This window comes from Sciscionella sediminilitoris, from assembly GCF_000737195.2.
In the GTDB taxonomy this organism is placed as follows: domain Bacteria; phylum Actinomycetota; class Actinomycetes; order Mycobacteriales; family Pseudonocardiaceae; genus Sciscionella; species Sciscionella sediminilitoris.
Map to the genome: position 1 here is coordinate 29527 of NZ_JALM01000010.1, position 22219 is coordinate 51745.

A 22219-nucleotide genomic window follows, 5' to 3' on the forward strand; every position below is an offset into this window, starting at 1 on the left:
CGCAGGCGGTCGCTCGTCCGTCGAGCACACGATGACGCATAGTCACACAACAGCGATATGGCAAGGAGATCCCTTGACTTCACAGGGTGGAGAGCGCGTCCGGGTCATCCGTGACGGGGTCGCGGCGTACCTGCCGGACATCGACCCGGAGGAAACCGGCGAATGGCTGGATTCCTTCGACGGGATGATGGCGAACGCGGGCAAACAGCGCGCGCGCTACCTCATGCTGCGGATGCTGGAGCGGGCTCGTGAGGAAGGCGTCGGCATCCCCGCGCTGACCACCACCGATTACGTGAACTCCATCCCCACCGAGCGGGAGCCGTGGTTCCCCGGTGACGAGGAGGCCGAGCGTCGTTACCGTGCGTGGATCCGGTGGAACGCGGCGATGACCGTGCACCGTGCGCAGCGTCCCGGGGTGGGTGTCGGCGGGCACATCTCCACCTACGCGTCCTCGGCGAGCCTCTACGAGGTCGGGTTCAACCACTTCTTCCGCGGTAAGGATCACCCGAGCGGCGGGGACCAGGTCTACGTGCAGGGGCACGCCTCCCCGGGTGTGTACGCCCGCGCCTTCCTCGAGGGCCGGCTCTCCGCCGAGCAGCTGGACGGGTTCCGTCAGGAGTACTCGCACGCCGGAGCGGGCGGCGGCCTGCCGTCCTACCCGCACCCGAGGCTGATGCAGGACTTCTGGGAGTTCCCCACGGTGTCCATGGGGCTCGGCCCGATGAACGCGATCTACCAGGCACGATTCAACCGCTACCTGCACGACCGGGGCATCAAGGACACCAGCGATTCACGGGTGTGGGCCTTCCTCGGCGACGGCGAGATGGACGAGGCGGAGTCGCGCGGTCTGGTGCACGTCGCCGCCAACGAGGGCCTGGACAACCTGACCTTCGTGATCAACTGCAACTTGCAGCGCCTGGACGGGCCGGTACGCGGGAACGGGAAGATCATCCAGGAGCTGGAGGGCTTCTTCCACGGCGCAGGCTGGAACGTCATCAAGGTGATCTGGGGCCGCGAGTGGGACTCGCTGCTGCACGCCGACAAGGACGGCGCGCTGGTCAATCTGATGAATGTCACCCCGGACGGGGACTACCAGACCTACAAGGCCAATGACGGCGCCTACGTGCGCGAGCATTTCTTCGGCCGGGATCCGCGTACCAAGGAACTGGTCAACGACATGTCCGACGCCGAGGTGTGGAACCTCAAGCGCGGCGGGCACGATTACCGCAAGGTGTACGCCGCCTACAAGGCCGCGACCGAGCACCACGGGCAGCCGACGGTCATCCTGGCCAAGACCATCAAGGGGTACGGCCTCGGCCCGCACTTCGCCGGGCGCAACGCCACCCACCAGATGAAGAAGATGACCCTGGACGACCTCAAGCTCTTCCGGGACGAGCTGCGCATCCCGATCTCGGACGCCGACCTGGAGCGGGACCCCTATCTCCCGCCGTACTACCACCCCGGAAACGAGGACCCCGCGATCCAGTACCTGCTGGAGCGCCGCCGCCAGCTCGGCGGTTTCGTCCCGCACCGCACGGAGAAGGCGAAGCCGCTCGTGCTGCCCGGCGACAAGGTCTACGACGTGATCCGCAAGGGCTCGGGCAAGCAGGAAGTGGCCACCACGATGGCCTTCGTGCGGCTCGTGCGCGATCTGGCCAAGGACAAGGAACTCGGCCCGCGCATCGTGCCGATCATCCCGGACGAGGCGCGCACCTTCGGGATGGACTCGATGTTCCCGACCCAGCAGATCTACAACCCGCACGGGCAGACCTACACCTCCGTGGACGCGGACCTGATGCTGTCCTACAAGGAGTCCACGCACGGGCAGATCCTGCACGAGGGCATCAACGAGGCCGGGTCCACCGCCTCGTTCACCGCGGTCGGCACCTCGTACGCCACCCACGGCGAGCCGATGATCCCGATCTACATCTTCTACTCGATGTTCGGGTTCCAGCGCTCCGGTGACGGGCTCTGGGCCGCCGCCGACCAGATGGCGCGCGGTTTCGTGCTCGGCGCGACCGCCGGGCGCACCACGCTGACCGGTGAGGGCCTGCAGCACGCGGACGGGCACTCGCTGCTGCTCGCCGCGACCAACCCGGCCGTCGTCGCCTACGACCCGTCGTGGTCCTTCGAGATCGCGCACATCGTCAAGGACGGCCTGCGCCGGATGTACGGCGAGAACGCCGAGCACGTGTACTACTACCTGACCGTCTACAACGAGCCGTACGTGCAGGCCCCGGAACCAGAGAACCTGGACGTGGACGGGCTGCTCAAGGGCCTGTACCGGTACCAGCTCGCTCCGGAGGGCGTCACCGGCCCGCGCGCGCAGATCCTGGTCTCCGGGGTGCTCATGCCCGAGGCGCTGCGGGCCCAGCAGCTGCTCGCCGAGCAGTGGGGGGTCGCCGCGGACGTGTGGTCGGCCACCTCCTGGGCGCAGCTGCGCCGGGACGCGGAGGAGATCGACCGGCAGAACCTGTTGCACCCCGAGGAGGAGGCGGGCACCCCGCACGTCACCTCGGCGCTCTCCGAGGCGGCCGGTCCGGTCGTCGCGGTCTCCGATTGGATGCGCGCGGTTCCGGACCTGATCCGCCCGTGGGTGCCGACCGACATGCTCACCCTCGGCGCGGACGGTTTCGGGTTCTCCGACACCAGGCCCGCGGCACGGCGGCACTTCCTCATCGACGCCGAATCGGTGGTCGCCGGGGTGCTCACGATGCTGGCCCGGCGCGGCGAGGTCGAGCAGGCGAAAGTCATCGAGGCGACCCGCAAGTACCAGCTCGAGGATGTGCAGGCCGCCGGTCCGCAGACCAGCGACTCGGGTGCCGCCTGAGCGAACACCAGCACCGCACGGGGCGCCTGCGCTACGGAATCCAGAACTCCGCGAAATGATCGGGAAACCACCGCTGGTACCGCTCGGTGAGCGCGGTCAGTTCGCTTCCCTCGACCGGACCGGCCCCGGATGCGAGCCCGTGCATCCGGCGCATGAGCACGAGCAGGTGCAGATGCCAGGCGGCCATGAAGGCGAACGCCGCCGGGCGCGAGCGGGCATCGACCAGGTGATCGAGCCGGATCCAGGCCCCGTAGCCGGGTGTCTCGTGCAGTTCCCAGCGCACCGAACCGGCCGGACCGCGGTCGTGCCCGGCCTCGAACTCCAGCACCCGTCCCTCGACGAGTTCGGTGACCGTCCCGGCGCGGAACGGGAACCCGGCGGCGTTCGCGGTCGGGGCGACGCCGTCGTGCAGCACCGACCAGACGTACTCCCTGGACAGGCCGAGCAGATCGCGGTCGAACCGGATCAGCTCCCCGGCCAGGGTCAGGTGCGGGGTGCCGCGATGCTGGGCGAACCCGCTCGTCATGGCGAGCGCCCGGGACACCGGCAACCGGGGACGGCGCGGGCTGCCGCCCTCGAGCAAGGTGGCCAGCCTGCCGTAGCAGGCTTCCCAGGCAGCGGCGCACCGGGCGGCGGCCAGTCCGTTGCGCCACGGTTCCGCGCCGTGGAAGACGTGGTGCAGCCCGAGTTCGCGGGCGCGTGGATCGAGGCGGATGCGCACCTCGTCGGAACCGAGGCGCATCGCGTACTCGCCGCCGTTGGCGGGAACCGGCGGGCTCGGTTCGGCGGGTTCCGCGGGATCGGAGGAGACCGGGAGCCGGAGCCAGCGAGCACGCAGCCGCTCCTCGGTGATCGCGCGCTCGAGCGCGGCGGGGCTGTGCCCCGCGAACCGCCCTTCGACGCCGACCGCGTAACCACCGAGCTGTTCGTCGTGCCGGAAGCACACCCGGCTTCGCGGCCTGTGCCTACCTCGCATGCGCACGCATGGTAGCGCCGCGTGAATGAGATTCACCACACCCGATTCCGGTGGCTCACCCCGCCCGGGCCGGATCCGGCTCAGTAGTCGTCGAAATCGTCGATGTCCTCGGGATCGGCGAACACATCGGGGTACTTGTCGACGAGGTGCTCGGCGAGCATCTCGATCGTGTACTCGTCGTTCGGGTCGAGGGTGCCCAGCGACAAGCCGTGTGCCCTGCGCAGCAGCGCCTCGATGTGCAACTGCCAGGAGGCGAGGAACATGTACAGCTCGCTCACCGCGTCCTCGGCGACCAGGTGATCCATCCGCAGCCACCGTCCGTACTGCGGGTCCTCGTGCAGCTCCCAGCGCACCGAACCGGCGGGGACGCCGTGCCGCACGTCGAACTCGAGCACCGATCCGGGGGTGGCCTCGGTGACCCCGGCCGCGGTGATCCCGCACGCCAGGGCCGCCTCGGTCGGGGCACCGTCCGCGTACAGCATCGCCCACAGCCGCCGCGGATCGAGGCCGAGCAGATCGCGATCGAAGCGCAGCAGGTCCCCGTCGACGGTCAGCCGGGGCGCACCCGAGTCCTGGCTCATCCACTTGGTGGCGTCCATCGCCCTGGCGACCGCGAGCGAGCTCGCCCGCGGCGCACCACCGGCGAGCACCGTGCGCAGCCTGCCGAAGCAGGTTTCCCATCCGGCGGCGCACCGGCCCGCGGCGAGCCCGGCGTTCCACGGTTCCCGCCCGCCGAAGACCTGGTCCACCCGCAGCAGCCCGTGCGCGAACCGCAGCCGGACCTCGTCGGCCCCGAAATCCATGCGGTAGGCCCACTGGGTGTCCTCGATCGGCACGGGTTCCGGATCGCCGAGCGTGATCGAGTCCGGGGTCGCAGGCGGGGAAAGCCACCGCGCGCGGCACGCCGGGTCGGTAAGGGCCTGCTCGATCGCCTCCGCGGAGTCCTCGACCGGCCGTGCCACCGAGAGTACGTAGCCCCCGAGATCCGTATCGTGCCGGAACCACCTCCGGACACCCTGTCCACGCTTTCGCGGTGTTCGTCGCACGCCCCGAAGTCTAGTCCACACCAAGGGGCGGCATCGGACGCTTCGGTGGAAAATTCGAGCGGAGAACCCTGCCTCAGACCGCGACGGCCTCCCGGGCCGCGAGCACCTGCCTGCGGCTGCGCACCCACTTCAGCCAGCCGTAGATCACCAGCGCGGCGAACGCGATGTACACGATGGCCGAGAAGTAGAGCCCGGTGGCCAGCTGCAGCGGAACCCCGATCGCGTCCACGATCAGCCACAGCAGCCAGAACTCGATCATCCGCAGCCCCTGCGCGAGGTAGGCGACCGCGGTTCCGACGAGGATCGCCGCGTCCGGCCACGGTGCCCAGGAGGCGTCCAGCGCGTCGAGTAGCAGTGCGGTGCCGATGGTGCCGAGCACGAGCAGTGCGGCGAGCAGCCCGCGCTGTTTCCAGGTGGCCACGCGCACCACGACGCCGTGCACCGGATCGCGACGCCGCAACCAGGCGATGAGCCCGTACACGGCGATCACGAACACGATCACCTGGCGGATCGCGAGCCCGCCGAGATCGGCGGAGAGATAGACGGAGAACAGCAGCACACAGGCGAGAATCTGCACCGGCCAGGTCAGCATCATCCGCCGCTGGGCGAGGAACACCACGGCGAGCGCGGCGAGTTGCCCGATCAGCTCGGCGTAGGAGACCCGCTCCCCGAACGCCTGGAAACCGTACTGCGCGATGGCCGACACGTCGTTCTCCTTCCCGGTGTACCGGGAAGCAGCACGACGACAGCGGGTGCGCACACCGCACCCACCTGGGGTCGCCTGCGTTCCTCCCATCCGGACTTTCACCGTCGGCTCCGGAATCACACCGGATCGGCCGGCCGGCACCTGCTCGCCGACCGGTTCGCGGGCTTCGGGTTGGTCATCCCGTCACCGCCGGTTCGGATTTTCACCGAGCCCCGGAACACACGCTCGGCAAACATCATGCACCAGCGCGGGTATTCCTGGTCCCGCCGAACGCGGCGCATGCTGTGTGCCGTACCACAGACCGCGCGCGCGAACCTCCGGCACAGCCGTGCGAGGCTTGGCACATGGCAGCACGGGAGGCCCGGAGATCCGACCAGCCGCGCGGCGGGCTCTCCGCGACGACACTGCGGGCCATCGAACGGGCATCCGGGGAATTCGCCACCAGCGCGGTCGACGAGATGCAGCGCCGCCTCCCCTGGTTCACCAAGATGACGGCGGACCAGCGGGCGAGCGTCAAACTGGTGGTGCAGACCGGGGCCGCGGGCTTCGTCGAGTGGTTCCACGATCCGCGCAGCGCGCTGCGCATGACGGTGCTGACCTTCCGCGGCGCACCGCGCGACCTCTCGCGCTGGGTGAGCCTGCGCCAGACGGTCGAGCTGGTGCGGGTGGCGATCGAGGTCTACGAGGAACACATTCCCTCCCTCGCCCGGGACGAGGCCGAACGCGACCGGCTCACCGAGGCGGTGCTGCGCTACGGGCGCGAGGTCGCCTTCGCCGCCGCCACCTCCTACGCCGCGGCCGCCGAGTCCCGTGGCGCCTGGGACGCCCGGCTCGAAGCGCTCGTGGTCGACGGGATCGTGCGCGGTGACGCCGAGGAAACCCTGCTGTCCAGGGCGGCCGCGCTCGGCTGGGCACCGGGCGCGCCGGCGACCGTGATCGTCGGCGGCTCGCCTTCGGAGGACCAGCCGACCATGCTCTACGAGGTGCGCAACCGGGCGGCGCGCACCGGGCGCCCGGTCCTGATCGGGGTGCAGGGCGAACGGCTCGTCGTCGTGCTCGGCGGTCCGATCGAGCGGCCGGCCGAGCTCGAGGACCTGAACCCGATGGCGGAGGTGTTCGCCGAGGGACCGGTGATCGCCGGGCCGACCGTGCCCCGGCTCGCCGAGGCGCACCGCAGCGCGGCGGAGGCACTTTCCGGGCTGCGCGCGGTCGCCGGGTGGCCCTCGGCGCCGCGCCCGGTGCGCGCCGTGGAACTGCTCCCCGAGCGGGCACTCGACGGGGACGCGGACGCGCAGGCGCAGTTGGTGGAGCAGATCGCGCGCCCACTCGAGGACTCCGGAGGGGCACTGCTCGAGACGGTGCAGACCTACCTCGAGGCGGGCGGGGTGCTGGAGAGCTGCGCCCGCCAGCTCTACGTGCACCCGAACACCGTGCGCTACCGGCTCAAGCGCACCGCGGAACTGACCGGGCGCAATCCGCTCGATGCGCGCGATGCCCACGTGCTGCGGATCGCGCTCACCGTCGGCAGGCTCAACCGCTCCTAGAGTTGCCGCTATATGCCGAGTCGGTTATATTACCGACATGGCAAGTACATTCGAGGTGCTGGCCGAGCCACGCCGCCGGGAGATCCTCGACCTGCTGCGCGAAGGCGAACGCCAGGTCGGCGACCTGGTGGACCACCTCGAACTGACCCAGCCCGCGGTCTCCAAACACCTGCGGGTGCTGCGCGAGGCCGGGCTCGTCGAGGTCCGCGCCGCGGCCCAGCGCCGGCTCTACCGGCTACGCCCCGGGCCGCTCGCCGAGATCGACTCCTGGCTCACCCCCTATCGCCGGTTCTGGGCCGACCGGCTGGACGACCTGGAACACCACCTGGACACGATGGAGGACTCATGAGCGACGACCTCGGAACGCTGCACCCCCAAGGCGATGCCTACGTGCTGCGCTTCGAACGCACACTGCGCCATCCGGTCGAGAAGGTCTGGCGCGCCGTGACCGAACCCGCCGAGATGGCGCACTGGTTCCCCGCGCAGGTGCGCACGGAACTGCGCGCGGGCGCGGCCATGCGATTCGGCTTCGACGGGCACTTCGACCTCGGCGACCGGTTCGGCGAGGGCGAGATCCTCGAATACGACCCGCCGAAGGTGTACGCGTTCCGCTGGGCACACGAGATCTTCCGGATCGAGCTCATCCCGCACGACTCCGGCTGCACACTCGTGTTCAGCACCACGCTGCCGGGTACCGACACCACCTGCGATCTCCCCTCGGTCGCCCGCACCGCGCCCGGCTGGCACGAATGCCTCGGGGCGCTGCTCGCCCGGCTGGACGGCGCACCCGCCCCGCAGCAACGCGCGGACTTCAACCTCCCGCTCATCGAGCGCTACGTGGAACGCTTCGGGCTCGCCGAGGGCACGGACACCGCGACCGGGATCCGGTTCGAGCGCGACCTGATACACGGGCACGAGAAGGTCTGGGCGCTCCTGGCCGAGGGAACCGATCCAGAACCGGGCGACCAGCCACCGCTGCCCGCCACCCATGGCTACCTCACCCCCGGCCCGGTCACCGAGGCGGAGCCGCGCCGGGTGCTCGAATACGCCTGCGGCACCGGCCGGGTGCGGTTCGAACTGCGGGATCAGGAACCGATCGGCTGCCGGCTGGTGCTCACCCAGACCGCTCCCGGGGACCGTGCGGAAGCGCTGGCCGCGTGGCAGACTCACCTGGAGCTGTTGGTGGCCGCACTGCACGGCGACATCCGCTGCCCGTGGCCGAGCGAGCGCACCGAAAAGCTCCGGGAAAGGTACGCGCAGCAGCCCACTTAGAGGATCCCCACAATGTCGGGGGCCGGACTTGGTGACTGTCGGCATCCCGTGCACCGCGCCGCCGGGTGTTGGCTAGGTGTGTGATCGCATTGCTTGCCCCAGGACAGGGCTCCCAGGCGCCGGGCATGCTCACCTCGTGGCTCGAACTCGACGGGGTGGCGGCGCGGATCGAACGGTATTCGGCGGCGAGCGGACTGGATCTCGCCAGGCTCGGCACGACCGCGGAGGCCGAGGAGATCACCGATACCGCCATCGCGCAGCCGCTGATCGTCACCGCGACCCTGCTCGGTTACGAGCACTCGGGTGAACTGCCCGCCGACGGCCCCACCGCGGGGCACTCGGTCGGCGAGCTCGCCGCCGCGGCCATCGCCGGGGTGATCGGCGAGGAGGACGCCGTCGCACTCGCCGCGGCGCGCGGCAGGGAGATGGCCGCCGCGTGCGCGCTCGAACCGACCGGAATGGCCGCGGTCATGGGCGGCGAACAGGCCGAACTGCTCGACGCGCTCCCCGGGCTCGACCTCATCCCCGCCAACCAGAACGGCGCGGGCCAGCTCGTGGTCGCCGGTGCGCTGGACAAGCTCGAGCAGCTCGCCGAGCAGCGCCCCGGTGGGGTCCGGGTGAAGCAGCTCCAGGTCGCCGGCGCGTTCCACACCAAGTACATGGCCCCGGCCCAGGAGGCCTTCGCCAAGCACGCCGAACAGGTCGAGGTGCGCGATCCGGTGCGCCCGCTGCTGTCCAACCTGGACGGCACCGTGGTCACCTCCGGGGACGAGTTCCGCCGCCGCCTCATCGAACAGATCACCGCGCCCGTTCGCTGGGATCTGTGCATGGAAACCCTTGGCGCACAAGGGATCAGCGCGGCGATCGAGTTCCCGCCAGCCGGACCGCTCACCGGTCTGATCAAGCGCACCCTCAAAGAGGTCGCACGGTTCCAGATGAAACAGCCGGACGCCGAAGGGATCGCCGAATTCGTGCGGGTGAACGCGTGAAACTCAACCAGACACCGCGGGTGGACGCCACGCGGATCCTCGGCTTCGGCAGCTACCGTCCCGAGCGAGTGGTCACCAACGACGACCTCTCGGCGATCATGGACACCAATGACGAGTGGATCCGCACCAGGGTCGGGATCGCCGAGCGCCGGTTCGCGGACAAGGACCAGACGGTGCCCGATCTCGCGGTGATCGCCGGGAACCGCGCGCTGGCCGACGCCGGGCTGAAGCCATCGGACATCGACACCGTGCTCGTGGCGACCTGCACCATGCCGTGCGGGATCCCGAACGCGGCCGCCCAGGTGTCCAGCCGCATCGGTATCGAGAACAAGGGCGCCTTCGACCTGAACGCGGCCTGTGCCGGATTCTGTTACGGCATCGGCACCGCCTCGGATCTGGTCCGCGCGGGCACCGCCCGGCACGTGCTGGTGATCGGCGCGGAGAAGCTCACCGACTCCGTGGACCCCTACGACCGGGCGAACGCGATCATCTTCGCGGACGGTTCGGCCGCCGCCGTGATCGGCCCGGCCGAGGAACCGGGGATCGGCCCGGTGGTCTGGGGCAGCGCGGGCGAGCTCGTGGACCTGATCTACATGCGCGAGGACCGCTACCTCTTCCAGGAGGGGCAGTCCGTGTTCCGCTGGGCGACCACCGCGATCGCGCCGATCGGCCTGCAGGCGATCGAGGCGGCCGGGATCACCCCGGCGGACATCGACGTACTCGTCCCGCACCAGGCGAACCTGCGCATCGTCGAGGCCATCGCCAAGAAGCTGCGGGCCAAGGGGGCGCGCGAGGACATGATCGTCGCCGAGGACATCGTGACCTCGGGGAACACCTCCTCGGCCTCGATCCCGCTGGCGATCGACCGGATGCGCGCCGATGGGAAGATCCGCTCCGGGGACACCATGCTGCTCGTCGGTTTCGGTGCGGGGCTTTCCTACGCGGGACAGGTGGTGATCTGCCCGTGAAAACCGGGAAACCCGGATACGAGATGATCAACCGGCAAGCGAATCGGCCATCCGGCCGGATCTGAAGAGAAACACGCGAGAAGGGAACCAACCCGTGGCGAGCAACGAGGAAATCCTGTCCGGACTCGGCGAGATCGTCGAGGAGGTCGCCGGCGTCTCCGCCGATGAGGTCACCGAGGAGAAGTCCTTCGTGGACGACCTGGACATCGACTCGCTGTCCATGGTGGAGATCGCCGTGCAGGCCGAGGACAAGTTCGGGGTGAAGATTCCGGACGATGAACTGGCCAACCTGAAGACCGTGGGCGACGCGGTGTCCTACGTCGCCAAGAACTCATGACAAATACTGAAATCGTCGTCACCGGGCTGGGGGCCATGACCCCGCTCGGTGGCGATGTCCAGACCACGTGGGACGGATTGGTTTCGGCACGCACCGGCGTCCGCAGGGTCACCGACGGCTGGGTCGAGCAGTACGACCTGCCGACCAAGATCGCGGCCCCGCTCGCCGTCGAGCCGACCGACATCCTGCCGCGCGTGCAGGCGAGGCGGCTCGACCGGGCGGCCCAGACCGCGATCATCGCCGCGCGCCAGGCGTGGACGGACGCGGGTTACGAAACGCCGAGCGAGGAACACCACGACGTGGAGCCCGAGCGGCTCGGCGTGGTGATCGGCACCGGCATCGGCGGCCCGCACACCCTGCTCGCCCAGGACGATCTGCTCGAGCAGAACGGGCTGCGCAAGGTTTCCCCGCTCACCGTCCCGATGCTGATGGCGAACGCCTCGGCCGCCCAGGTCTCGATCGAGATCGGCGCGCGGGCCGGTGTGCACTCCCCCGCCTCGGCCTGTGCCTCCGGCGCGGAGGGCATCGCCACCGCGGCGATGATGATCGAGTCCGGACGGGCCGATGTGGTCGTCGCGGGCGGTACCGAGGCGTGCATCCACCCGATCACCGTCGCGGGATTCGTGCAGGCGCGCACCCTGTCCTCGAACGAGGACCCGGAGGCCGCCTCACGCCCGTTCGACACCTCCCGGGACGGGTTCGTGCTCGGTGAGGGCGCGGGCATCGTGATCCTCGAACGCGCCGAGCACGCACGCGCCCGGGGTGCCCGGATCTACGGGCAGCTGCGCGGGTACGGCATCACCTCGGACGCGTACCACATCACCGGTAACCACCCGGACGGCATCGGCCAGATCGGCGCCATGCAGCAGGCGATCCACTCCGCGGGACTCACCGCGAACGATGTGGGACACGTCAACGCGCACGCCACCTCCACGGTGGTCGGCGATGTCGGCGAGGCACGGGCCATCCGCAAGGCGGTCGGCGACCACCCGCTGGTCACCGCGCCCAAGGGCTCGCTCGGTCACCTCGTCGGCGGGGCGGGCGCGGTGGAGAGCATCGCGACGCTGCTCTCGCTGCGGGAGGGGATCATCCCCCCGACCAGGAACCTGGTCGAGCTCGACCCGAAGATCGAGCTGGATGTCGTCTCCGGCGAGGCACGCAAGACCGACGTGACCGCGGCGATCAACAACTCGTTCGGGTTCGGCGGACACAACATCGCCCTGCTGTTCACCAAGGACTGAGGGCACGCGCGGGTGTGGCGGCCCCGTGGACCGCGGTCGCCGCACCCCGCGCGGATCAGTACCGGCCGGTCAGCACTGATCGTGCTGCGGCGAGGCGCCCGCCTGCCCGGAGTCCAGTTTCCACTCCCCGCGCTCCAGCGCGAAGGGGTACACCACCCGCCAGCGGATGCACTGGTACGGGAAATCCGCCGGTGCGTCCCGCGGATTCTGCGCCGAGGTGAAGCTCAGCAGCACCCGCAGCGAGCCCGGGCCCGCACGCTCGATGCGGTAGACGGTGATACTCCCGTCCTTGGTGCTGCGGTACTCCTGTTTCCACTGCGCGCGGGTCTTGTCCTCGGCCCGGTCCGTGGTGACCGCGCGCAACCAGTCGGTGTAGGACCCCTCGTTGATCGAGTTGAAGTAGGTCTGCAGCGCGTCCCGCACCCGTGCCCCGTCCGGATGGGCCGCGGCATCGGTGGACATGCTCACCACGGGCGATCCCGGAGCCGCGCCGTTCTTCGAGGGGCTCGGCTGGCTCGGGCTGATCGGCGTGGTCACCCGGGTCGGCAGGACGTACCATCCCCTGGTCAGCAGCCCCGCCGCGAGCGCGACGACGACCGCGAACAACACGGCGGCGAACAACCACGGCTGACTGGTGCCGCGCGCACGGTTTCCACTCGGTCCTGGCACGGTCCCGAGCGTACCGAGGTCCTCAGCTTGCGGTCTCGGGTGGCGGAGCCGCGTTCACCACCCACACGGCCCGCACCGCGGCGGACCCGCCACGAAGGCCCCGAGGGTCTCAACCCACCCGGTGCAGCCAGGTGACCGGCTGACCGTCGCCCGCCCTCCGATAGGGCTCGAGCGCCTCGTCCCACGCCGCGCCGAGCAGTTCGTCGATCTTGTGCGCGAAGGCCGCGCCGGAGCTCGCGCTCACTGCGAGGGCACGCAGCTGGTCCTCACCGGCAACGATGTCACCGTTCGCCGAGGTCGCCCCGTGCCAGAGGCCGAGCCCGGGCACGTGGCAGTAACGGATGCCGTCCACTCCGGGGCTCGGGTCCTCGGTCACCTCGAACCGGGTCATCGGCCACGCCTTGAGGGCAGCAACAATCCGCGCCGCGGTCCCCGCTTCACCGGACCAGGCGCAGTGCGCGCGCAACTGACCCGCGGAGGCCGGCTGTGCCGACCACTGCAGGTTCGCGCGTACGCCGATGGTGCCGCCTATCGCCCACTCGACGTGCGGACAGACCGCGGACGGCGAGGAGTGGACGTACACGACTCCACCGGTTGTTTTCCGTGTGCTCACGGTTGACCTCCGCTGCTCGACGAGGGACGTCTTCCCCTACTCCCTGGCCGGCTCACGACGGGCGCGCGCGAACACGTGTGCCTATTGTGCCTCCTGTTCCCCGTGTTGCGCCAGTTGAGGTACCCGCGCTACCGGCGCGTGCACTCCCGGCTCACCCGTACGGCGGATAGGATGCTCGCGGAGGTGGACAGGTGCGTATCCTGCGAATCGGCACGCCCGAGACGAAGGCCAGCCAGAACGTGCACGCCGCACTCGTTTCCTGGCGCCGGGGCGAGCAGGTCCGCGGCGGCATCGCGCTGATCGGTACGAAACCACCGGGCTGCAAGCGCATGGTGGACGCGGTGCTGATACTGCCGCGCGGGATGCTGGTGGTCGTCGGGGTCGATCTGCCCGATCCGGCGAAGCGGCTCGAGGCACCGGTCGACGGTCCCTGGCTCGCCGACGGCTGGCCGCTGATCGACGACAACGCCGCCGGTGCGGTCAATCCCGCGCACAAGGCCCTGAACACGGCCAGCGCCGCGGTGCGTTCCCTCGGCGAACTGCTCGGCGAGCCCCCGACCTCCTGCGCCGTGCTCGCGGTCGGTCCCTACGCCGGCGAGGTCATCACCCCGCCCGCCGATCTGGCGCGCGGGATCCGGGTGCTGTTCCCGGAGCCGGGCAGCCTGCGCGAGGCCGCCGACCAGCTCGGCGGCGAGGTGTTCACCTACGAGCAGGTGCGCAGGGTGCTCGCCACCCTCGCCCCGCGGGAACCCGTGCTCTCCGATGCCGCGCTGCACGAGGAGGGCTTCGTCGAACATCGGCCACGCCCGCCCGCCCCCGCCCGGGAGGTTCACCCGCAGCAGGCCCAGCTGGTCACCGCGATGCACCGGCCGGAGCAGGAGCGGCCGTGGTGGCGGCGCAAACCGAGCTGGCTGCCGTTCGCGCTCGGCGGTGTGCTCGCGGTCGGCGCGCTGGGCCTGGTCCTGCTCGCGGGTGGCGGCACATCCACACCGGCCTCGGCGAGCGGCGGTCCTCCCCCGGTGACCGTGGACGGCAGCACCTATCAGCGGATGAGCGCGGACCGCACACGCGACTGCGCCGCGCACGCCTACGGCGATGCGCAGCTGGCCCTGCAGCAGGCACCGTGTACCCGACTGGCGCGCGCGGTGTACGTGAGCAAGACCGGGGAACGTGCCGCCTCCGTCGCGCTGGCCACGGTGACCTTCGGGGAACCGGAAGCGGCACGGCGATTCCACGAGACGGCGGCGAAACCCGGGGCGGGCGGGATCACCGACCTGGTCGCCGAGGGACGGCGCTGGGCAGGGGCGCCGCGCTCCTTCGACGATGCCGCCTTCACCACCCTGCGCGATGGCACCCGGGTGCGCATCGGCCAGGCCGTGTACACCGCGGGGAAATCCGATCCGGACGATCCCGCGCTGACCAAACTGGCCACCGACGCCCTGCACCTGCCCGGCTAGTCCGCGGGCAGCAGCCGGGGTGAGGGCTCGGCCTCGGCGCCGAGGCGGCGCAGCGCGGCGAGGATTCCGGGACCGTGCCCGAGGAACGGGGTACGGGAGGGCGCGAGCAGCGCCAGCCCGCGCAGCGCGCGCAGCAGGGCGAGCGCGGCCGGGCGCGGATACGGCTGGAGTCCGTAGAGCCGGATCGCCCAGCCGGGCAGCAGCGAATAGGCCAGATGCCCGAGCAACCGCTCGTAGACACCGAGGCCGAGCCGCAGCGGACCGTCGAGCGGGGGCCGGTGCAGGAACTCGTAGATCTCCAGCGCGTCCTGGGTCGCCGCGAGTTCGGGGCGCATCCGCGCGAAGTACCGGCGGATACCGGCGACCGAACCCGGCACGCTCCCCTCGTCCAGGCCGACGAGCGCGGCGACGGCACGCTGCTCGCGGAAGTAGCGGTCGAGTTGCGGCCCGGCCAGGCGCATCCCGGCGAGGCGGACCACGTCGACGAAGGAGACCACCTCGGCGCAGTGCACCCAGCAGAGCAGTTCCGGTTCGTCGATCCGGAACCGCTCTCCGGTCACCGGATCGGTCGCGCGCAGCCGCTCGTGGATCGCCCGCACCCGTGCACCGGCCGCGTGTGCCTGCTCGGTGGTGCCATAGGTGGTGACGTCCACGTACTGGCCGGTGCGCCGCAGCCGTCCGAGCGGATCGGTGCGGTAGTCGGAATTCTGCACGACCCCGGCTACCGCCCTCGGATGCAGCGCCTGCAGGAAGAGGCTGCGGATACCGCCGACCCACATGGCCGGGTCCGCGTGCACCTGCCAGGTGACACTGCGCGGCCCCACCAGCCCCTCGTCGGCCTGTTCGAGCGTTTCGGTCATACCCGCTCCCAAGACAAGTCAGCCCGGACTGTCTCAGGTTACGCCAGCCAGGCGCGGATGGCGGCGGCCAGCACCGCCCGGTGGTTCGCCCGGATGTCGAGTGCAGCCGGGGCGCTCTTGTTCAGTTCCAGGGTGACCAGGCCGTGCACCCCCGACCACAGCGCGAGCGCGATGACCTCGACCGGATGGTCACCGAACAGGCCCTGTTCGCGCGCCGCCCGTACGGCGTCCAGCAACGGGGCGATGGCCCGCGCCGTCTCCTCGCGGGCCTCGTCGTCCGGTTCGAGTTCCGGAATGGCGCCGCCGAACACCACCTGGTACAGGTGCGGGTTCGCGATGCCGTAGTCCCGGTAGGCGAGGCCGAGCCGTTCGATGGTGTCCAGCGGGTCCCGCCCCGGCTGGACCGCGGCCATCGCCGCCGTGAACCGCCGCACCCCTTCGAGGAACAGCGCGCGCAGCAGTTCCGGCTTGCCGCCGAACAGCGAGTAGACCGCCGTGGTCGAGGTTCCGGCGCGCTCGGCGAGCTTGCGCAGGCTCAGCGCGGACAGCCCCTGATCGACGAGGGTCCGGCCCGCCTCCTCGAGCAAGCTCGCGCGCAGCGCCTGATCGTGAGTCCGTGGTCGTGGCACTTGACAAGGGTACCGTAACGCTGTTTCATAACAGTGTTACGACTCTGGGAGGATGCCATGACCATTCATGAGGGGCGCTGGACGGCACGGGTCACCGAGGAGCGGCAACCGGTGCTGTTCCTGATCGGAATGCGGGTCAACCACTGGTGGCGGCTGGACCTGATCATCTGGGTCGGCCTCGCGATGGGCCGGATGCTGGCCTATCTGCGCAGGCACCCCGAGGCGGGAATGCTCACCGTGGGCAACTGGTTCGGCCGCACCACCATGCAGGTCGGCTACTGGCGCAGCCTGGACCACGTGGTGCGGTTCGCCGAGGATCCCGCCGCGCCGCACCTTCCCGCGTGGCGCGGGTATTTCGCCAAGGCCTACCGGTCCGGGGCGATCGGCGTCTGGCACGAGACGCACCCGATCGACGGATTCGACTGCGTCTACGTCAACATGCCCCGGTTCGGGCTCGGCAAGGCGTTCGAGCACACCCGGGTGAACAGCGCCACGACCACGGCGCGCAAGCGGGCCAGGCGCAACCGCCGCCCGCTCACCACGGGCTGAGCACGGCCTCGATCACGTGCGGGCCCGGTTCGGCGAAGGAGTCCCGCAGTGCCGCGGCGAACTCCTCGCAGGTGTCCGCGCGCCGGGCGGGCACCCCCATTCCCGTGGCGAGGGCGACGAAGTCGAGCTCGGGTTCGGCGAGCGAGAGCAGCCGCCGCGCCTGCTCCCCCTCGCTCGCGCCGACCCTGGCCAGTTCCATCCGCAGCACCGCATAGGAGCGGTTGTTCACGAACACCGTGGTGACGTCCTGCCGTTCACGGGCCATGGTCCACAGCGCGGCCGGTCCGTACATGGCGCTGCCATCGGATTCCAGGCACAGCACCGGCCGGTCCGGGCAGGCGATGGCCGCCCCGGTCGCGACCGCCATCGCCTGGCCGATCGCCCCGCCGGTGAGGGTGAGCAGATCGTGCCGCGGCGAACCGAGGGTGCTGGCGGGCAGCGTGACCCCGGACGTGTTCGACTCGTCGACCAGGATCGTGTCCTGCGGCAGCAGCGCTGCGATCACATCGGTGAACGCGGCCGGGGTGAGCGCACCCTCGGGGAGTTCGGGCACCGGCGCGATCGGCGGTTCCGGAGCCGGGTCCCCGGTGAGCTCGGCCAGCGCGGTCAGTGCCGCGGTGCCCTGCTGGGCCACCGTGGCCAGGGTGTGCACCCGAGCGCCCTCCGGGGTGAGCTCACTCGGTTTTCCCGGGTAGGCGAAGAACGAGACCGGGGCGGGTGTCCCGGCGAGCACCAGGTGCTCGAATCCGGTGAGCTGATGCTGCACGTGTTCGGCCAGGTAGCCGAGCAGTTCGAGCTGCGGCAGTCCCCGTCCCCTGGTCATCCGGGCGGGAAAGTGCTCGGCGAACACGCGCGCCCCGGTGTTCGCGGCGATCCGGTCGGCGGCGCGCAGTCCCTGCTCGCCGAGGGTTTCGCCGCCGAGCAGCAGACAGGCCCGGTCGCCCTCGGCGCGCAGCAGGGCGGCGAGCTCGGTGACCGTCTGCCCGGGCACCGGTTCCAATCCGGTCTCGGGCACCTCGACCGGTCCGGTGCCGCCCTCGGACCAGGACACGTCGGCGGGCAGGATCAGCGTGGCGATGCCGTGCGGTGCCCCGTTCGCCTCCCCGACCGCCTCGGCCACATCCACCACGAGGTCCTCGGTGCACGCGCATTCCCTCGTCCACACCGAGACCGCCCCGGCGAGCGCGGCGATGTCCGAGGTGAGCGGGGCGTCCAGGTGCCGGTGATAGGTGGCGTGATCGCCGACGATGTTGATCATCGGGGAATGCGCGCGCCGGGCGTTGTGCAGGTTCGCCCAGCCGTTGGCCATTCCCGGGCCCAGATGCAGCAGCGTGGCCGCGGGTTTCCCGGCCATCCGCGCGTACCCGTCCGCGGCGCCGGTGACCACTCCCTCGTAGAGCCCCAGCACCGCGCGCATCCCCTCGACCTCGTCGAGCGCGGCGACGAAATGCATCTCCGAGGTTCCCGGGTTCGCGAAACAGACCTCGACCCCGGCGTCCACCAAGGCACCGAGCAACGCATGCGCACCGTTCATACCGGGTACCGTAACGCGCATGGACGCGGACGTGATCATCGTCGGTGCCGGACTCGCCGGGCTCGTCGCGGCGACCGAGCTCACCGGCGCGGGGCGGCGGGTGCTGGTGCTCGATCAGGAACCGGAGGCTTCGCTTGGCGGCCAGGCGCACTGGTCGCTCGGTGGCCTGTTCTTCGTCGATTCCCCAGAGCAGCGCCGCCTCGGCGTGCGGGACTCGGTCGAGCTCGCCATGGACGACTGGTTCGGCTTCGCCGGATTCGACCGCGCGGAGGACCGCTGGCCGCGGGAATGGGCCCGCGCCTACGTCGAGTTCGCCGCCGGGGAGAAGCGTCCCTGGCTGCACGAGATGGGGATGCGGTTCTTCCCGGTGGTCGGCTGGGCGGAGCGGGCGGGCAATTCGGTCCCCCGCTTCCACATCACCTGGGGAACCGGCCCCGGGGTGCTCGCCCCGTTCGTGCGGCGGGCACGGGAGGCGCAGCGGTCCGGGCTGCTCGAGTTCCGGTTCCGGCACCGGGTGGACGAACTGAGCACCACCTCGGGCGCGGTGGACGGGGTGCGCGGCGCGGTGCTCGAACCGAGCCGGGCCGCCCGCGGGGAACGCAGTTCGCGCACCGAGACCGGTTCCTTCGAACTGCACGCCCAGGCCGTGCTGATCAGTTCCGGCGGGATCGGCGCCAACCACGAGCTGATCCGGGCGAACTGGCCGTCGCGGCTCGGTACCCCGCCGGCGACCATGCTCACCGGGGTACCAGCGCACGTGGACGGGCGGATGCTCGGGATCGGCGCGGCCGCCGGGGCGAACCTGATCAACTCCGACCGGATGTGGCACTACGTCGAGGGAATCACGAACTACGCGCCGATCTGGCCCGGCCACGGCATCCGCATTCTCCCCGGTCCGTCCTCGCTGTGGCTCGACGCGGAGGGCAACCGGCTTCCCCCGCCGAACTATCCGGGTTTCGACACCCTCACCACTCTCGAGCATCTGCGCGGGACGGGATACGACTATTCCTGGTTCGTGCTCACCGAGAAAATCATCGAACGCGAATTCGCGCTCTCCGGTTCCGAGCAGAATCCCGATCTGACCGGGAAGAGTATCGCGAAGACCTTGGCGCGCAAGCTTCCCGGCCCGCCCGGACCGGTCGGCGCATTTCTGCGCAAGGGCGCCGATTTCGTCACCGCGAATTCGGTGCACGAACTCGCCGCGGGAATGAACAAGGTCACCGGGGAATCGCTGATCGACGCCGCGGCGCTGGACGCGGAACTGCGCACCAGGGATCTGCAGATCGGCAACAAGTACTCCAAGGACCTCCAGGTGACCGCGATCAACGGGGCCCGGCGGTATCCGGGAGACAAGCTGATCCGGGTGGCGAGCCCGCACCGGTTGCGCGATCCGAAGGCGGGCCCGCTCATCGCGGTGCGGCTGAACCTGGTCAGCCGCAAGACCCTCGGCGGGTTCGAGACCAATCTGTCCGGGCAGGTCCTCGACGGCTCGGGAACGCCGCTTCCCGGCTTGTACGCGGCCGGTGAGGCGGCCGGATTCGGCGGCGGCGGGGTGCACGGTTACCGCGCGCTCGAGGGCACCTTCCTCGGCGGCTGCCTGTTCTCCGGGCGCAGCGCGGGGCGGGCCATGGCGAACGAGCTGTGACCGCCCGGCACGCGGTCATCGTCGGCGCGGGCATCGGTGGGCTGTGCGCCGCTGTCGGCTTGCATCGCGCGGGCTGGCGGGTGACGGTGCTCGACCGGGCCCCCTCCCCGGAGCCGCTCGGCACCTGCATCGGCCTGGCACCCAACGCCCTGCGCGCGCTGGACGGGATCGGTATCGGGGAGAAGTTCCGGGAGTTCGGCATCGCCGGGAACCGCGGCGGGATCCGCAGTCCGGACGGACGCTGGCTGACTCACCGCAATCCGCAGATGGTGAGCGACTACTTCGGCGAGCCGTTCGTGCTCGCCCGCCGCGGCGCCCTGACGAGGGTGCTGCTCGCGGCACTGCCGGATTCGGTGCTGCACAACGGAATCCGGGTCACCGGGGCACATCGGAACGTGGTACACACCGATCGCGGCGAGTTCTCCGGAGACCTGATCGTCGGCGCGGACGGCATCCACTCGGCGGTGCGCGGAACGCTCTTCCCGTGGTACGGCGCACCACGCTCGAACGGGATGCTCGCCTGGCGGTTCGTCCTGCCCGCCGGTGGACCGCCGTGTTCGGGAAGCGAAACCTGGGGCGCGGGCCAGTACTTCGGCATCATGCCGCTCGCGGCCGGGACGACCTACTGTTTCGCCTCGGCGCCGAAACCGCGCGGTGCCTGGGATTCGCATACCGAGCTCGCCGCGCGCTTCGGCTCCTGGCACGAGCCGATCCCCGAACTCATCGCGGCCGCGGGCGAGGACCTGCTCTGCCACGAACTGTTCCGGCTCGATCCACCGCCCGCGCGGTTCCATCACGGAAGCACCGTGCTGCTCGGGGACGCCGCACATGCCATGCTGCCGAATCTGGGCCAGGGCGGCTGCCAGGCGATCGAGGACGCGGCCACCCTTGCCGCCCTGCTGAGCGGAAACCGGCCGATCGCCGAGGCACTGGAGCGATACTCCGCCCTGCGGGTGCCGCGCACCAGGGCGATCGCCGCGAACTCCGCACGGGCATCCCGGATCGCCGGGCTGCGGTCCCCGTTCGCGGTCGCCGCACGGGACGCACTCGTGCGGGCCAGCAACCGGCTCCCCGATTCGCTGGTGCTGCGCGGAATGGCCGCGGCACTGGACTGGTGGCCGCCGGATCAGGAACGCGCCTCCACCCGGGCAAGGTAGTCGCGGATCGCCCGGATGTACTCCGAACCCAGTGGTTCCCGCTCCAGGAACCCGAAATGCGCGGCACCGGGCTGGGTGAGGTGTTCGGCATCCGGGATGCGCTCCGCGATAGCGGCGAGATGCGCGGGCACGCACTCGTCGAACTCGCCACCGAGGACCAGCGTCGGCACCCGGATCCGGTGGAGCCGGTCGAAGATGTCCCAGTCCCGCAGGGTTCCGGTCACGTGATAGTCGGCCGTGCCGATCAGCGTCCGGAAGGTGCGCGGGCACACCCGGTCCGCATCCAGCCGGACGGGTCCGGTGCGCACGACACAGGCCCGCAGGTACTCCCGCAGCGCGCGCGGGTAGTCGGGATCGTCGGTCTGCCCGCGCAGTTCCCGGCCATAGGTGCGCTCGAGGACCCGGCCGGGAAGCGCGGCCAGCAGGTCCCGGAGTTCCCCGGTGAACCGGGGTACGCTCGCCGGTCCGTTGGCACTGATCAGACTGGCCCAGCAGGGATCACGTTCCGCGGCGTACTGCATACCGAGCATGGCGCCCCAGGAATGCCCGTAGACATGCGGCCGACGCAGGTCCAGGCCTTCGAGCACCGCGCCGAGTTCATCGAGAAACCGGTCCACGGTCAGCAGAGCCTCGTCCTCGATCGGGTCCGAGCGGCCCACACCGAGCTGGTCGTACCAGATCACCTCGCGTTCCGCCGCCAGCGGCGCGAAGGCAGCGAACAGCGGATCACTCGGGTATCCCGGCCCGCCGTGCACGAGTAACAGTGGTACCCCGCCGCTGCCCATCCGGCGATACCACACACTGCCGCCCGGAACGGAGATCCTGCCCTCACGCATGGGCGAACTCCTCGATGCGCTCGATCAGCCCGCCGGTGAACCGGAAATACATCGTGGCGTGCAGCCCGCCACGCTGTCCGTCCGCCCGTTCGAAATGCAGCACCTGTTGTTGCAGCACCTCATTCGCCTTGGTGAACTGCCGCACCAGCTCGAAGCGCACCGAATCGACCGTCGTGGCCAGTGAGGCGAATCGGGTCAGTTGCTCATCGAGGGTCCGTTCCCCCGTGCCGTCGTCGTGCCACACCGTGGCGCTCTCCGTGCACAACGCTCGCATCCCCGCATGGTCGCCCGCTTCGAGGCACCGCAGACTTCGTATCGCTCGCTCGCCGAGTTCTGTCTCCATGGTTGTTCAAGCGTAGGG

At 70.4% G+C, this 22219-nt stretch carries 22 protein-coding genes and 1 riboswitch; of the genes, 12 read left to right on the forward strand and 10 right to left on the reverse strand.

The features are described from left to right. The first annotated feature begins 31 nt into the window (after window positions 1-31). Entirely contained in the window at window positions 32-2830 is a 2799-nt protein-coding gene (gene aceE, locus AD72_RS04905; protein ID WP_231644734.1) for a pyruvate dehydrogenase (acetyl-transferring), homodimeric type, read from the forward strand. A gap of 31 nt (window positions 2831-2861) precedes the next feature. Here the strand turns inward: aceE and AD72_RS04910 are convergent, their stop codons facing one another. The 3 genes from AD72_RS04910 to pnuC form a co-directional block, all read right to left on the reverse strand. Beyond that, complete coding sequence (locus tag AD72_RS04910; RefSeq protein WP_156365049.1) at window positions 2862-3806, reverse strand: SRPBCC family protein; 945 nt, start codon at window positions 3804-3806, stop codon at window positions 2862-2864. An 80-nt stretch (window positions 3807-3886) separates the two neighbouring features. Next, window positions 3887-4768 (reverse strand): SRPBCC family protein, encoded by an 882-nt coding sequence (locus AD72_RS04915; RefSeq protein ID WP_031465183.1) that lies wholly within the window; start codon window positions 4766-4768, stop codon window positions 3887-3889. Window positions 4769-4925: 157 nt separating this feature from the next. Then, window positions 4926-5558 (reverse strand): nicotinamide riboside transporter PnuC, encoded by a 633-nt coding sequence (pnuC, locus tag AD72_RS04920; protein WP_031465184.1) that lies wholly within the window; start codon window positions 5556-5558, stop codon window positions 4926-4928. 74 nt (window positions 5559-5632) lie between these two features. After that, window positions 5633-5782, reverse strand: a riboswitch (FMN riboswitch). Between the two features lie 120 nt (window positions 5783-5902). On the opposite strand from pnuC, the gene AD72_RS04925 reads away from it, so the two are divergent. The 7 genes from AD72_RS04925 (at window position 5903) to AD72_RS04955 (ending at window position 11909) form a co-directional block, all read left to right on the forward strand. Next, window positions 5903-7102: a PucR family transcriptional regulator gene (locus AD72_RS04925; protein ID WP_031465185.1), complete on the forward strand. Its 1200-nt coding sequence runs from the start codon at window positions 5903-5905 to the stop codon at window positions 7100-7102. Window positions 7103-7139: 37 nt separating this feature from the next. After that, window positions 7140-7451, forward strand: a complete 312-nt coding sequence (locus AD72_RS04930; protein WP_031465186.1) for an ArsR/SmtB family transcription factor — start codon at window positions 7140-7142, stop codon at window positions 7449-7451. Next, a complete protein-coding gene (locus tag AD72_RS04935; protein WP_031465187.1) occupies window positions 7448-8374 on the forward strand; it encodes an SRPBCC family protein in 927 nt (308 codons plus the stop codon). Before AD72_RS04930 ends, AD72_RS04935 begins: the two co-directional genes overlap by 4 nt. Window positions 8375-8454: 80 nt before the next feature. Continuing rightward, complete coding sequence (locus AD72_RS04940; RefSeq protein ID WP_156365050.1) at window positions 8455-9363, forward strand: ACP S-malonyltransferase; 909 nt, start codon at window positions 8455-8457, stop codon at window positions 9361-9363. Further along, entirely contained in the window at window positions 9360-10331 is a 972-nt protein-coding gene (locus AD72_RS04945; RefSeq protein WP_031465189.1) for a beta-ketoacyl-ACP synthase III, read from the forward strand. The genes AD72_RS04940 and AD72_RS04945 overlap by 4 nt, the downstream gene beginning before the upstream one ends. Before the next feature lie 94 nt (window positions 10332-10425). Beyond that, window positions 10426-10668, forward strand: coding sequence for an acyl carrier protein (locus AD72_RS04950; protein WP_020495317.1), 243 nt, complete (start codon window positions 10426-10428; stop codon window positions 10666-10668). Next, on the forward strand, window positions 10665-11909 hold the full coding sequence (locus AD72_RS04955; protein WP_031465190.1) for a beta-ketoacyl-[acyl-carrier-protein] synthase family protein: 1245 nt from the start codon (window positions 10665-10667) through the stop codon (window positions 11907-11909). The genes AD72_RS04950 and AD72_RS04955 overlap by 4 nt, the downstream gene beginning before the upstream one ends. A gap of 69 nt (window positions 11910-11978) precedes the next feature. Here the strand turns inward: AD72_RS04955 and AD72_RS04960 are convergent, their stop codons facing one another. Together AD72_RS04960 and AD72_RS04965 are read right to left on the reverse strand one after the other, a co-directional pair. Continuing rightward, window positions 11979-12578 carry a hypothetical protein gene (locus AD72_RS04960; protein ID WP_156365051.1) on the reverse strand — a complete coding sequence of 200 codons (600 nt, stop codon included), beginning with the start codon at window positions 12576-12578 and terminating at the stop codon, window positions 11979-11981. A 109-nt stretch (window positions 12579-12687) separates the two neighbouring features. After that, a complete protein-coding gene (locus AD72_RS04965; protein ID WP_031465192.1) occupies window positions 12688-13191 on the reverse strand; it encodes a DUF3145 domain-containing protein in 504 nt (167 codons plus the stop codon). A 191-nt stretch (window positions 13192-13382) separates the two neighbouring features. Between AD72_RS04965 and AD72_RS04970 the strand changes: the two genes are divergently transcribed. Continuing rightward, window positions 13383-14648, forward strand: coding sequence for a hypothetical protein (locus tag AD72_RS04970; RefSeq protein WP_031465193.1), 1266 nt, complete (start codon window positions 13383-13385; stop codon window positions 14646-14648). Here AD72_RS04970 and AD72_RS04975 read toward each other — a convergent pair. Together AD72_RS04975 and AD72_RS04980 are read right to left on the reverse strand one after the other, a co-directional pair. Next, the gene (locus AD72_RS04975; protein WP_031465194.1) at window positions 14645-15508 is read right to left on the reverse strand and encodes an oxygenase MpaB family protein; all 864 of its coding nucleotides are present in this window, start codon (window positions 15506-15508) and stop codon (window positions 14645-14647) included. The two genes, AD72_RS04970 and AD72_RS04975, sit on opposite strands and share 4 nt — an antisense overlap. 38 nt (window positions 15509-15546) lie before the next feature. Continuing rightward, complete coding sequence (locus AD72_RS04980; RefSeq protein WP_031465195.1) at window positions 15547-16137, reverse strand: TetR/AcrR family transcriptional regulator; 591 nt, start codon at window positions 16135-16137, stop codon at window positions 15547-15549. A gap of 57 nt (window positions 16138-16194) precedes the next feature. Between AD72_RS04980 and AD72_RS04985 the strand changes: the two genes are divergently transcribed. Then, window positions 16195-16686, forward strand: a complete 492-nt coding sequence (locus tag AD72_RS04985; protein ID WP_037344886.1) for a DUF4188 domain-containing protein — start codon at window positions 16195-16197, stop codon at window positions 16684-16686. Here AD72_RS04985 and AD72_RS04990 read toward each other — a convergent pair. Then, entirely contained in the window at window positions 16673-18220 is a 1548-nt protein-coding gene (locus AD72_RS04990; RefSeq protein WP_031465197.1) for an acetolactate synthase large subunit, read from the reverse strand. The genes AD72_RS04985 and AD72_RS04990 overlap by 14 nt on opposite strands. A 19-nt stretch (window positions 18221-18239) precedes the next feature. Here AD72_RS04990 and AD72_RS04995 point away from each other — a divergent pair, with 19 nt between their 5' ends. Beyond that, window positions 18240-19865 carry an FAD-binding dehydrogenase gene (locus AD72_RS04995; RefSeq protein ID WP_031465198.1) on the forward strand — a complete coding sequence of 542 codons (1626 nt, stop codon included), beginning with the start codon at window positions 18240-18242 and terminating at the stop codon, window positions 19863-19865. Further along, a complete protein-coding gene (locus AD72_RS05000; RefSeq protein ID WP_031465199.1) occupies window positions 19862-21022 on the forward strand; it encodes an FAD-dependent monooxygenase in 1161 nt (386 codons plus the stop codon). The genes AD72_RS04995 and AD72_RS05000 overlap by 4 nt, the downstream gene beginning before the upstream one ends. Here AD72_RS05000 and AD72_RS05005 read toward each other — a convergent pair. Both AD72_RS05005 and AD72_RS05010 read right to left on the reverse strand, forming a co-directional pair. Further along, window positions 20992-21858, reverse strand: a complete 867-nt coding sequence (locus tag AD72_RS05005; RefSeq protein ID WP_031465200.1) for a proline iminopeptidase-family hydrolase — start codon at window positions 21856-21858, stop codon at window positions 20992-20994. The two genes, AD72_RS05000 and AD72_RS05005, sit on opposite strands and share 31 nt — an antisense overlap. After that, entirely contained in the window at window positions 21851-22201 is a 351-nt protein-coding gene (locus tag AD72_RS05010) for a nuclear transport factor 2 family protein (protein WP_037344889.1), read from the reverse strand. The genes AD72_RS05005 and AD72_RS05010 overlap by 8 nt, the downstream gene beginning before the upstream one ends. Window positions 22202-22219: the final 18 nt, after the last annotated feature.